8 protein-coding genes are annotated in these 13,007 nt (G+C 47.3%); all 8 read left to right on the forward strand.

Annotation, left to right across the window (positions count from 1 at the left end; translation table 11 throughout):
- Window positions 1-703 precede the first annotated feature (703 nt).
- The 8 genes from yaaA (at window position 704) to BMX58_RS12285 (ending at window position 13,006) form a co-directional block, all read left to right on the forward strand.
- Window positions 704-970, forward strand: coding sequence for a S4 domain-containing protein YaaA (gene yaaA / locus BMX58_RS12250; RefSeq protein ID WP_068624047.1), 267 nt, complete (start codon window positions 704-706; stop codon window positions 968-970).
- On the forward strand, window positions 967-2,088 hold the full coding sequence (gene recF, locus BMX58_RS12255) for a DNA replication/repair protein RecF (protein WP_068623994.1): 1,122 nt from the start codon (window positions 967-969) through the stop codon (window positions 2,086-2,088). Before yaaA ends, recF begins: the two co-directional genes overlap by 4 nt.
- Before the next feature lie 4 nt (window positions 2,089-2,092).
- On the forward strand, window positions 2,093-4,030 hold the full coding sequence (gyrB, locus tag BMX58_RS12260; protein WP_068623996.1) for a DNA topoisomerase (ATP-hydrolyzing) subunit B: 1,938 nt from the start codon (window positions 2,093-2,095) through the stop codon (window positions 4,028-4,030).
- A gap of 18 nt (window positions 4,031-4,048) precedes the next feature.
- Window positions 4,049-6,676, forward strand: a complete 2,628-nt coding sequence (gene gyrA / locus BMX58_RS12265; RefSeq protein WP_084253983.1) for a DNA gyrase subunit A — start codon at window positions 4,049-4,051, stop codon at window positions 6,674-6,676.
- A 424-nt stretch (window positions 6,677-7,100) separates the two neighbouring features.
- Window positions 7,101-7,394 carry a 30S ribosomal protein S6 gene (gene rpsF / locus BMX58_RS12270; protein WP_068623998.1) on the forward strand — a complete coding sequence of 98 codons (294 nt, stop codon included), beginning with the start codon at window positions 7,101-7,103 and terminating at the stop codon, window positions 7,392-7,394.
- Window positions 7,395-7,432: 38 nt separating this feature from the next.
- A complete protein-coding gene (gene ssb, locus BMX58_RS12275; protein ID WP_068624000.1) occupies window positions 7,433-7,987 on the forward strand; it encodes a single-stranded DNA-binding protein in 555 nt (184 codons plus the stop codon).
- A gap of 43 nt (window positions 7,988-8,030) precedes the next feature.
- The gene (gene rpsR, locus BMX58_RS12280) at window positions 8,031-8,273 is read left to right on the forward strand and encodes a 30S ribosomal protein S18 (protein ID WP_068624001.1); all 243 of its coding nucleotides are present in this window, start codon (window positions 8,031-8,033) and stop codon (window positions 8,271-8,273) included.
- A 2,714-nt stretch (window positions 8,274-10,987) separates the two neighbouring features.
- Entirely contained in the window at window positions 10,988-13,006 is a 2,019-nt protein-coding gene (locus tag BMX58_RS12285) for a DHH family phosphoesterase (protein WP_068624004.1), read from the forward strand.
- The last annotated feature ends 1 nt before the right edge of the window (window position 13,007 follow it).

Below are 13,007 nucleotides of genomic sequence, written 5' to 3' on the forward strand. Positions count from 1 at the left end.
GGTCCTTCGCTACATTTTCGCTACTATGACCTCTGCTGACTTCTCGCTATTCGTTGTTACTACAGGGAGTCCTGCTAGCGAGACCTCCCCGGGTAAGAATGATAACCTTCCACTCATGTCACTGCCTCATTTACTGTAGGAGATTCGTGCAGTATGGGACTTTACTTTGTTTTGCAAGCTCGTCCGTCTCCATACAGCCTCATATGAGATTTCTGTCCGTCAGTGCGAGTGTTTGCGTCCGACTTCCTTCAGATTCCACCTCACGGTGGACACCCTTGTCATTCGCTAACAGTTCCTACTGCAAAGCCTGTAGTGGACTTTCACCACCAAGTTATCACCCATGCCGGGCGCACATCCAAAAAGCAAGGAAACGCCATGTGCGCTTCTTTGCTTTTTTGCATGGCGGAAATGAAAATTTCCGGACCCGACGTTTTCTGCATAGGAAGAAAATCCGCATGCGCTCCATTTGTCGGCAAAAAGATAAAAATGCCGGAAAGCGCGAATTTTTGATTTATAAGCCCATAAACGCTTCCGCCATGATTTAGCTAATTTTTATTATTTTCACAAAAAATTGGAATAAGGGCCTTTATTTTCGCGAAAATTTGAAATTACCCGAAAATAATAGTATAATAAACCTATTAATGGGCATTGTTGCGTGGATTTTGTTTTCCACGCTTATTTTATTGGAAAATAGGTGAATTTCTTGAAAAATATTGTGAATATCGATACAGAGTTCATTACTCTTGGTCAATTCCTGAAACATATCGATTTGATTTCCAGCGGCGGGATGGCCAAATGGTTCCTTTCGGAATATGTGGTGTACGTGGATAACGAGAAGGAAGACCGTCGCGGCCGCAAATTATTCCCTGGCATGATGGTCGACATTCCTGGTGAAGGCACGTTCTTCATCCAGTCAACAAAATCGGACAAAGAAGAGGCTGAGCAAAACAACAGTGAGTCCGAAGCATGATCCTGAAGGAATTGACGCTGCAGAATTTTCGGAATTATCCGTCTCTTTCCGTGTCCTTTTCGGACGGCATCAATGTATTTTTGGGTGAAAACGCGCAAGGCAAAACCAACCTCATGGAGGCCATCTATGCCTTGGCTTTGGCCCGGAGTCCGCGTACGTCGAACGAAAAGGAAATGATCCGTTGGCAGGAAGATTCAGCCAAGATCACCGGCAAAGTCCAAAAGAGAGTGTCTGCCTTTCCCTTGGAGATCATTTTTTCCAAAAAAGGGAAGATCGCAAAAGTCAATCACCTGGAACAAAAAAAGCTGAGCCAATACATAGGCCAGCTGAATGTTGTGCTGTTCGCCCCGGAAGACCTGAACCTGGTGAAGGGCGCGCCCGCCAACCGGAGGAAATTCCTGGATATGGAGCTGGGGCAGATGAACCCGGTCTACCTGCACGATCTGGTCCAATACCAACGGATACTGAAGCAACGGAATCTGTATCTGAAGCAATTGGTGACCGGCAAAGCCAAGGATGAAGTCTACTTGGACGTGTTGACGGAACAATTGGCTATTTTGGGTGCGGGTCTGTTGGTCTATCGGCTGCAGTTCATCAAAAAATTGGAAGCCTGGGCCCAACCGTTGCACAAAGAGATTTCTTTGGAACGGGAAGAACTGACGATTGCCTACAAGTCCAATATCGAGTTTTCGGAGGATTTGGACAAAGATGCCATTTTCCTGAAATTGATGGAGGCATTCCAGCAAGGAAAAAGCCGGGAAAAAGATCAGGCGGTCACCCTTTTCGGCCCGCACCGCGATGATCTGGTGTTTCAGGTGAATGGGCGCAATGTCCAAAACTTCGGCTCCCAAGGGCAGCAAAGAACGACTGTCCTCAGCCTCAAATTGGCGGAGATCGAATGCATGAATGAGGTGCTGGGCGAGTATCCGATCCTGTTGCTGGATGATGTCCTTTCGGAATTGGATGACGAACGGCAGACCCATCTGCTGAAAGCGATCGAGAAGAAGGTCCAGACCTTTTTGACGACGACCAGCTTGGATGGCATCAAAAAGAACAAGATAGACGAACCGACTATCTATCACATAAAAAACGGTGAAGTAGAAATGGAAGGTGTGTAACAGAATGGCAGAAAACGAAATGAACAAAGCGGAACGTGCAAAAGAATATGATGCCAGTCAGATCCAGGTCCTGGAAGGATTGGAAGCAGTCCGCAAACGTCCTGGGATGTACATCGGCTCCACCAGTGGTGCAGGTCTGCATCATTTGGTCTGGGAAATCGTCGATAATTCCATCGATGAAGCGTTGGCCGGCTTTGCGACAAAGATAGAGATCGCAATCGAAGAAGACAACAGCATCACCGTAACCGATGACGGCCGCGGCATACCGGTCGATATCCAGGCCAATACCGGTCGCCCGGCTGTAGAAACAGTCTTTACTGTCCTCCATGCAGGCGGTAAATTCGGCGGCGGAGGCTACAAGGTCTCCGGCGGTCTCCACGGTGTGGGAGCTTCCGTCGTAAACGCCCTCTCCACCAGGCTGACGGTCAGCGTGCACAAGGACAATAAAATCTATACGCAGACATTCGAGCGCGGCGACATCACTTCCGAATTGACGGTTACCGGAGAAACGGACAAACACGGGACGACCGTGAATTTCCTTCCCGATCCGGAAATATTCAAGGAAACCACCGTTTTTGATTTTGAAAAATTGGCCGTGCGCGTCAGGGAATTGGCTTTCCTGAACAAAGGCCTGAACATCTCCATCGTGGACAAGCGCGCGGAACAACCGTTGAAACAAGATTACCATTACGAAGGCGGGATCAAGAGCTACGTCGAATTCCTGAACCGCAACAAAAAAGTCCTTTTCGAAGAACCGATCTACATCGAAGGCGAACAGGACGATATCCAAGTGGAAGTGGCCATGCAATATACGGATGGCTATCATACCAACCTGCTGAGTTTCGCCAATAATATCCACACGTATGAAGGTGGAACCCACGAATCCGGCGCAAAGACCGCGTTGACCCGCGTCATCAATGACTACGCCCGACGCAGCAAGATCATGAAGGAAAACGAAGAGAATCTGACCGGGGAAGATGTGCGTGAAGGCCTTACCCTTGTCCTTTCGATCAAACATCCGGATCCGCAGTTCGAAGGCCAAACCAAGACCAAACTGGGGAATTCGGAAGCCCGGACCATCACCGATCGCCTTTTCTCCACTTTCTTCGACAAATTCCTGATGGAGAACCCGCAAGTCGCCCGTCAGATCGTCGAAAAAGGGATGTTGGCCGCACGTGCGCGTTTGGCCGCCAAAAGAGCCCGTGAAGTGACGCGCAAGAAGAGCGGTCTGGAAATCAGCAATCTGCCCGGAAAACTGGCCGACTGTTCCAGCAAAAATCCGGAAGAATCCGAACTCTTCATCGTCGAGGGGGATTCCGCCGGCGGTTCCGCCAAACAAGGCCGTTCCCGCTTCTTCCAGGCGATCCTGCCGATCCGCGGTAAGATCCTGAACGTAGAGAAAGCCTCGATCGACAAAATCCTGGCCAATGAAGAGATCCGTTCGCTGTTCACGGCGATGGGCACCGGCTTTGGCGGAGACTTCGATGTCTCCAAGGCGCGTTACCATAAACTGATCATCATGACCGATGCCGATGTCGATGGCGCGCACATCCGCACCTTGCTGCTGACGCTCTTCTACCGCTACATGCGTCCCTTGGTCGAAGCCGGCTATGTCTACATCGCCCAGCCGCCTCTGTACCAGGTGAAACAAGGCAAGAAAGAAAAGTATCTCGATTCCGATCAAGAGCTGGAAGAATACTTGGCATCCATCCCTGAGTCGCCGAAACCAAGCATCCAACGCTACAAAGGGCTAGGGGAAATGGATGCAGAACAGCTATGGGAAACGACCATGAACCCCGAGAACCGTCACTTCCTGCAGGTGACCGTCGATGATGCCGTCAAAGCCGACGAAACATTGAATATGCTGATGGGGGATCATGTGGAACCAAGAAGAAACTTCATCGAAGAAAATGCGGTCTACGTGAAGAACTTGGATATCTAAAAGGGGGTTGGAAATTAAATGTCTGATGAAATCGAAAACATAAATGATCAAGCCATGGAACAAAGGGAACTGAGCCATGAAATGCAAACTTCCTTCCTGGAATACGCCATGAGCGTTATCGTGGCCCGGGCCTTGCCCGATGTCCGCGACGGGCTCAAACCGGTTCATCGCCGTATTCTTTACGGGATGAGCGAATTGGGCGTCACGCCCGATAAAGCGCACAAGAAATCCGCACGTATCGTCGGGGACGTCATGGGTAAGTACCATCCCCACGGCGACAGCGCCATCTACGAATCGATGGTGCGGATGTCCCAGGATTTCAGCTACCGCTATCCGTTGGTCGATGGGCACGGAAACTTTGGTTCCATCGATGGGGACAGCGCCGCAGCGATGCGTTACACCGAAGCACGGATGTCCAAGATCGCTTTGGAGATGCTGCGTGACCTCAACAAGGACACAGTCGATTACCACGACAACTATGATGGTTCCGAAAGCGAACCCGATGTGTTGCCGGCCCGCTTCCCTAACCTGTTGGTGAATGGTGCTTCCGGTATCGCCGTCGGGATGGCGACAAATATCCCGCCGCATAATCTGACGGAAATCATTTCGGCACTGCATATCCTGATGAACAATCCGGATGCGACGACTGCCGAATTGATGGAGGCTGTCCCTGGTCCCGACTTCCCTACTGGCGGCATCGTCATGGGGAAATCCGGCATCCGCAAAGCCTATGAAACGGGTAAAGGATCGATCATCGTCCGCGGCCGTGTGGAAGTCGAAATGCTGAAAAACGGCAAAGAACGCATCATCATTTCCGAATTGCCTTACATGGTCAACAAAGCCAAATTGGTCGAACGGATCGCCGAATTGGCCCGCGACAAACGGATCGAAGGCATCACCGACTTGGCGGATGAGTCCGACCGCGACGGGATGCGCGTCGTCATCGATGTCCGCAAGGATGTCAGCGCCAGCGTCATCCTGAACAATCTGTACAAATTGACGCCGCTGCAGTCCTCTTTCGGCTTTAATATGCTGGCGATCGTGAAAGGCATCCCGAAAGTGTTGGGGCTGAAGCAGATTTTGGCCCACTATCTGGAGCACCAGGAAGAAGTCATCCGCAGAAGAACCGCCTTCGACAAACAGAAAGCGGAAGCCCGTGCGCATATTCTGGCCGGATTGCGGATCGCTTTGGACCACATCGATGAAATCGTAGCGATTCTGCGCAGTTCAACCAACGGCGATGCAGCCAAGCAAATCTTTATCGACAAATACGGCCTTTCCGACAAACAGGCGCAAGCCATCCTGGATATGCGTCTGGTCCGTCTGACCGGCTTGGAAAGAGAAAAAGTTGAAGCGGAGTACGACGCTTTGATCGCTTTGATCGCTGATTTGGCTGATATCTTAGCGAATGAAAAACGCGTCTTTGACATCATCTATACGGAATTGCTGGAAATCCAGGATAAATTCGGCGACAAACGCCGCACCGAACTTCTGGTCGGAGAAGTCCTGTCGCTTGAGGATGAGGATCTGATCGAAGAGGAAGATATCGTCCTCACGCTGACGCACAACGGCTACATCAAGCGTCTTCCGAACAGCGAATTCCGGGCCCAAAAACGCGGCGGACGCGGCGTCCAGGGCATGGGCATCCATGACGATGATTTCATCGAAACACTGATTTCGGCCTCGACGCATGACGTGCTGCTGTACTTCTCGAACCAAGGGAAAGTCTACAAGACCAAGGGCTATGAAGTGCCTGAATACGGCCGCCAGGCGAAAGGATTGCCGATCATCAACTTGCTGAACCTGGATGCGAACGAAAAAATCCAGGCAATCATCAACGTCAAAGGCGGACCGAAAGACGGAGATTACCTGTTCTTCACGACCCGCATGGGCACCGTCAAACGGACGTCCGCTACGGAATTCCAGAACATCCGCCAAAGCGGCTTGCGCGCAATCAACCTGAAGGAAGACGATGAACTGATCAAAGTATCCTTGACTGACGGCAACCAGAAGATCATCATCGGAACCCACTTCGGCTATTCCGTAAGCTTCGAGGAACAGGATGTCCGCGACATGGGCAGGACCGCCACCGGAGTCCGCGGCGTGAAGTTGCGGGAAGACGATTACGTGGTCGGCATGGATGTGCTGCATGATGACTCGGAAGTCCTGATCATCACCGAAAATGGCTACGGCAAACGGACGGCTGCTGCTGAATATGCCATCAAGGGCCGCGGCGGCAAAGGGGTCAAAACAGCCAATATCACCGAGAAAAACGGCAGATTGGTGGGCTTGACGACTGTCTCCGGCGAGGAAGACATCATGATCATCACGGATAAAGGTGTCATGATCCGTTTCCACGCGGATGCCATTTCCCAAACCGGCCGCGCCACTCTGGGCGTGCGCTTGATCAAGCTGGACGATGAATCCATCGTATCGACGATGGCAAAAGTCGAACGCGAGGATGACGCCGAAGCGGTTGCTCCCCTGAATGAAGAAGTGACTTCAGAGGGCGAAAATGACGGCTCAGAAGCATCAGAAACAATCGGACAACCAAACACACCAGATGCAACAGAATCATCCGAAATGGCCGAAAAATTGAGTGATTTCGCAGATGAACTGTTGGATGAAGAAGATCCGGAAGCATAAAGACCAGCTTGGGAACGCAAGTGAACCGAAAGAGACTGTCTCAGATAAATGAGGCAGTTTCTTTTTTTGTTGCGTTGGCTTGATTTGAGGAGCACAGCCGAAATGAGGATGCAACTCCGGTGAACGGCCTCCACATCGGAAAATGCCGGTAATGACCGCTCCCAACTCCACCGAGGCTGCATTCATCGGAGTTGGCGAAGCAAAGGTTGGCCGACCCCCGGCGAAAGCTCCGTTCAACGGATAAAAACCGAAAGGTGCCTGCACCTGATGTGATCGGCCTGACTTGTCTTTATGAAAATATAAAAAAACTCTTGCCACAAAAAAAAGAATGTGTTACAATCTCTAGATGTGAGTAATCCTGAAAAGGTACTCTCCTTGCTCTTGCAAATGTAAGGGCCAAAGTCCACAAGGAGGTGACAGTCAAATGAGCAATTACGAAATCAACTACATTATCCGTCCTAACATCGAAGAAGAAGCTAAAGCAGAATTGATCGCACGTTTCGATGCTATCTTAACAGATAATGGCGCTGAAGTTATTGAATCAAAAGACTGGGCGAAACGCCGTTTAGCTTATGAAATCAAAGATTTCCGTGAAGGTATCTACCATATCGTGAAAATCTCTGCTTCAGACGCTAAAGCAATCGACGAATTCGACCGTCTAGCGAAAATCAATAACGACATCATTCGTCATATCGTCGTTAAAGAAGAAGCTAAGTAAAGTGTTCCACGTGAAACATTTTGAAAGGAGTAAGATGAATGATTAATAATGTCGTCTTAGTTGGCAGACTTACGAAAGATGTTGATCTGCGCTACACATCCAGCGGCACAGCAGTCGGAACCTTTTCACTTGCAGTGAACAGACAGTTCACGAATCAAGCAGGAGAACGAGAAGCTGACTTCATCAACTGTGTCATCTGGAGAAAATCTGCAGAGAATTTTGCGAATTTCACTCGTAAAGGCTCGTTGGTCGGTATCACTGGCAGAATCCAAACAAGAAATTATGAAAATCAACAAGGACAGCGTGTATACGTGACCGAAGTTGTTGCTGATAATTTCACCCTGTTGGAATCGAGAACAACTACTGAACAAAGACCGAGAGAAACCAGCGCAGGTTCTTCAAATCAATTCGGCGGTGCGAATGCAAACTTCGGATCGAACAGATCTTTCGAATCGAACCAAAACCAAGGCCAGTTTAGTAATCAATACTCTTCTCCGAAACAAAACGGTTTTTCTGATTTTAATTCAACTGCCGATCCGTTTGCATCAAACGGTGAATCAATTGACATTTCAGATGATGATTTGCCGTTCTAGTCTATAGGCCAGAACGGTTAGTTTAGGAAAAGGAGGAATTGACATGGCATTTCAACGTAACAGCAGAGGCGGCCGCAAACGCAAAAAAGTTTGCTACTTCTGTGCTAACCACATTGATCATGTAGATTACAAAGAAACTGACTTATTGAAACGTTATGTATCTGAGAAAGGTAAAATTTTACCTCGTCGTGTAACAGGTACTTGCGCTAAACACCAAAGAACGTTGACTGTATCTATCAAACGTGCTCGTATCATGGCTCTTATGCCATTTACAGTAGCTGAATAATATCAAAGGAGTCGCTTTTCGGAGCGCTCCTTTTTTTGTGCCTATCAAACGGTTTTCCGAGAATCTTGCATCTCTGATAGTGTGCTGGTAAGCAGCCCATTTCGTCCTATCCGGGAAACGTTCTCCCTGTGAAGGTAGCCCCCGGTCTCTTCGCTGGATCGGTAAGGCTTCCAGTGCAGTGAACAGCTTGCTGTATTTTTAGAGCAGTTGCTATGCTCTGGAAAGCAGTGAAGTTTGGCTATCCCCTTCTCCTTCCTCCACTATCGGCGCCCTTCGACTATGCATTTTGCATAAGCACGGGTGGGTGCACGGAAGGGAATTTGAAGGGGCCTGACAGCCTAGGAGAACGATTCAATTCAAGCGATTGGTGAAGCTTGTGCGTATAGGGTTAAGATGCTGCCAGAGACCCAAATTTTCCGATTTCGATAAAGAACCAGCCTGGCCGAAATGTTCCACGTGGAACATTTCGACCAGGCTTTGTTGTACGCTGAATTGCAACTTGCTTCCGCAAGATTATTCCTTAATCCGGACTGCAGCGGATAGCCGGGAACGAAATGGAAGAATGCATCGCTGCAGGCAGACTGAACGATAGAAAAGCCTGTGAATCAGGTACACATCTCCTTCATACATGATTCCGGAAGTATGAAGGATGAATTCGTTCAGGGATGCCCCCGACTTCTTATCAGAAAAAAGCGAAATATTCCCTTGTGCCAATAAGTTTGATTGTCAAGTTGGCCGAACAGGAGATGCCCGCAAGTAGCGGCTTCCAACTGAGATCAGCATGCATCCCGGCTCTTAAGATAGCCCTCCATGACAGGTGCTGCCGTTGATCGATTGGGGGTGCCAAACCTGATTTCTGGATCAGGCTGAAAGGAATTCCCGGTAGGACTATTGTTCAGCAGGCAGTATGCAGCAAATACCTCCTGAATCAGAAACTTGAAAAGTCCGTGAACCAAGACCAGACTTTCTGCCTGATGCGTCCTTCACCGCTAAATCAAGTCAGCGCGATAGGAAAAAATATCCCGGTAAAAATTTAGATCGTACCCTCTTCCCAGGCTCTGTAGGTGTAATCACAAGCAGTTGTTTACCTTTATCCATGACCAAAGCAATCGGCTTTCCCGTCCGTCGATTCACTACAGATAATGGTGCGCTGTTTGGCCGAGAGCCCTTTAGGCGTATGTTTGTCTGATAGTGCATGCATCCGGGAACGCTCCCGCAGGAGGGTTGACTTCCTTACATAAAGCGGGGGAGCTGATGACAAATAGCATTTCCAAAGATCAAAATGGAGTCATGCTGGTCAGAAGAATTCAGCTTCATGGCTGAAAATGACAAGTCAGGCTATACAGAACACGTTTGCTCTTCGTTTTATCAAGATAACTTCTGATATACGATCATCTGATTGCCGAACATCAAAATGATGACCAGTTATTTAAGAGCGATGGACACCCTTCTGCATATTCTATTGATGAGACGGTATTCTCGGTTCCGTTGAACCGACAGAATATCTCCGTAGGTTGTCCACAAGAGAGCTCTGTTTCTGGGATTCAAGTTATCCCCAATAAGCAGACTACGTTTTTGGTGAAGGGCTATGCGGAAAAATGTGGAAAACCCTCTACCTATTTTTATCCACAAGCACACTCCTGTAAGAACGAGAGGATCTGCATTAAGCTTCTGGATCTGTTCCCGATATCGACGCAATGCAGGAATACGCTCATTTCTCTCAAAATCAGCTGGTTTTCATAAAAATAAAAGCAAATTCAGTCAAAATAAACACCTTCTTTTCAAACAAACACATCTCAAACAAATGTTCAGAGGGTTGGCTGAGTTATTTCGGATTATCCACAGGATATCCACACGAGAAATAACGGATCTTGCAACGGTTCAAAAAACATTAGTATTATAAGTTATCAACAAAACGAATTTAACCGGAAAAACCTATACCAGCAAGGATTCTGAGATATTTAAAGTGAAGTTATCCACAGACAGAGGACGATTGATGTGCATAACTTGGGAAAGTGGATGTGTTTAGGTTTATCCACAAGGTCAGAAAAATAGATACAGAGAACGAAGCATAAAAAACACTAAGTGTACGAAATCAAATTTTCAGAAATCAAGTGTGATTCCGGAATTGTATGAAAAAAACAAGAGAACATCGTATAGCTAGATTATGTAAAATATCTGCGAAATAGGAATTGATAAAGGAGCAGCTGGACAGATAGTTGTCTATATAAAAATAATTCATTAGGGATGGGATATTAGAGCGTAAAGCCAAAAGAGTGAATAAATGCTGGAGAAAATTTCCAAGCGATCAAATGTCTTAGAGGACAAAAAAGTTTCACGTGGAACACAGAAAAAACTAATGAAGCGGAAAGGAACAACCAGAAGGCGGGGCAAATAAAAGTTCCACGTGGAACACTTAATGAGAGCAACAACAATTTGAGTGGGCAGAAACTATAATAATAATTACTGTCGGATGAAATTTAGTTACTATTTCAAAAAATGGATTTCATGGAAGCCAGATCATAGTTTGATTATCTGAGTTCCTCCGGAATACAGCTCGATCATTTTCGATCTGGAGAAGATGTTTCACGTGAAACATCTTCGATTGGATGTTGGCACGGCAACAATCCCATCAGAAGGGGCATTATAGCTATTATTTTCCAAATATGTTAAAATGTACGAGTGCAAATTGTAGGTTCAGTAAAGGAGCTATCATGAAACTAAAGGAAAAGTTAAAAATTCTTCCTCACTTCATAAAGGCTGACAAGATTAAGGTTCCTTTCCTGATTATCGTATTCCTATTGCTGGTGATCGTCGTATTGACGTTCATTGCAGATTGGCGGATCGGAATTGGAATTACGCTCTTATGTGTTGGAATTGTTGGATTCATCGGTTATTCTTCGGAATATTTGATTGATGAAACAAATCAATACATATCCGACTTATCTTATCGAATCAAAAAAGGTGAACAAGAGGCTTTAATTAAGATGCCTATCGGGATACTTCTATATAATAAGCAAGAAGAAATCCAATGGATGAATCCCTATTTAATAAAATATTTTGGCAAGAAGGACACGCTGGGAAGAAAGTTGAGCGTTGTGGACGAGGAGCTGTATCAGCTTTTTAAGGATTCACAGGATCATGTGATACGTCGGGTCAAATGGGGCGATCATTATTTTGATATGATTATTCAGGAAGATATCGGTGTCATTTATTTGATGGATATCACAGATTATGCCAAAATCGAGGAAAAATACAAAGATGAAAAATTTGTATTCGGCAATATCATTGTCGACAACTATGATGAAGCTGTTCAATCGATGAATGACCGGAAGCGATCGAACGTAAACAACTATCTGACGAATCAGCTCACAAATTGGGCGAACATGAACAATGTCTTTTTGAAACGAGTGGATGACGACCGTTTTATAGCATTGACCAATATGCGGGCTTTAAAGAAAATAGAAGAAAACAATTTTGATATCATTAACCAAATAAGGGAAAGAACCTACAAGCAAAATTTTCCGTTGACGTTGAGCATGGGTTTCTCTTACGAAAAAACGTTTGAACAAACCAATTTTAAAGAAGTCGCCAAAATGGCACAGTCAAACATTGACTTGGCATTGGCAAGAGGCGGCGACCAGGTTGTCGTGCGGGCCGAAGACGAAGATGCCCGTTTCTACGGCGGAAAAACCAATCCGATGGAAAAACGCACCCGCATCCGTGCAAGAATGATCAGCCAAGCTTTGGAAGAGCTTATTATTCATGCCGACAAGGTGATCATCATGGGGCACAGCTACCCGGATATGGACGTTATCGGCTCCTGTCTGGGAATCCGGCGCATTGCTCAGATGAATAGTCGGGAAGCATGGATCGTTTTGGATCCGCAACAATTTTCCAATGATGTTAACCGTATCATGCAGGAGATCGACAAGGATCCTTTGATCGCCAAGCGGATCATTTCGCCTGAACAGGCGATGGCATTGGTGACGCCGCAAACGCTTATCGTGATGGTCGATGTCCATCGTCCATCGATGACCCCGGCGCCTGGGTTGTTGAATTTGTCCAAGAAAATCGTCGTTCTGGATCATCACAGACGCGGCCAGGAATTCCCGAAAGATTCTGTGTTGGTGTACATGGAACCGTATGCCTCCTCCACGTCGGAACTGATTGCGGAACTGTTCGAATACCAATCCAATGAAATGGATGCCATCAACAAAATAGAAGCGACAGCCATGCTGGCCGGGATCATCGTCGATACCCGCAACTTCAGTTTGAGGACCGGATCAAGGACTTTTGATGCTGCAAGTTACCTGCAGTCGAATGGGGCGGACACTGTTCTGATCCAGAAGTCACTGAAAGAGGATTTGGATACGTATCTGCTGCGCAGCCATTTGCTGCAGACGATGGAATTTGTGAACGGCAATCTGGCGATCGTCCATGGGGAAGATGACAAAATCTACGATACCGTCGTCGCTGCCCAGACGGCCGATACGATGTTGTCGATGGAAGCCGTTGATGCTTCATTTGTCGTGACAAAGCGCCAAGATGGCAGGATCGGCATCAGTGCAAGAAGCCTGGGACAATACAATGTGCAGACTGTCATGGAAAAATTAGGCGGCGGCGGACATTTGTCCAATGCGGCTACGCAGATCGAAAATGCGACGGTCCAGGAAGTCGTTGAGAGACTGAAAGCAGTCATAAATCCAGAAAAAATCAAGGAAGGGGAATAAC

The organism is Trichococcus ilyis (assembly GCF_900109135.1).
GTDB classification, from domain to species: Bacteria; Bacillota; Bacilli; order Lactobacillales; family Aerococcaceae; genus Trichococcus; species Trichococcus ilyis.

Coding starts and splice junctions, on each gene's coding strand:
- gyrA (WP_084253983.1), top strand. CDS start 4,049: ATGTCTGATGAAATCGAAAACATAAATGATCAAGCCATGGAACAAAGG.
- recF (WP_068623994.1), top strand. CDS start 967: ATGATCCTGAAGGAATTGACGCTGCAGAATTTTCGGAATTATCCGTCT.
- gyrB (WP_068623996.1), top strand. CDS start 2,093: ATGGCAGAAAACGAAATGAACAAAGCGGAACGTGCAAAAGAATATGAT.
- BMX58_RS12285 (WP_068624004.1), top strand. CDS start 10,988: ATGAAACTAAAGGAAAAGTTAAAAATTCTTCCTCACTTCATAAAGGCT.
- rpsF (WP_068623998.1), top strand. CDS start 7,101: ATGAGCAATTACGAAATCAACTACATTATCCGTCCTAACATCGAAGAA.
- rpsR (WP_068624001.1), top strand. CDS start 8,031: ATGGCATTTCAACGTAACAGCAGAGGCGGCCGCAAACGCAAAAAAGTT.
- ssb (WP_068624000.1), top strand. CDS start 7,433: ATGATTAATAATGTCGTCTTAGTTGGCAGACTTACGAAAGATGTTGAT.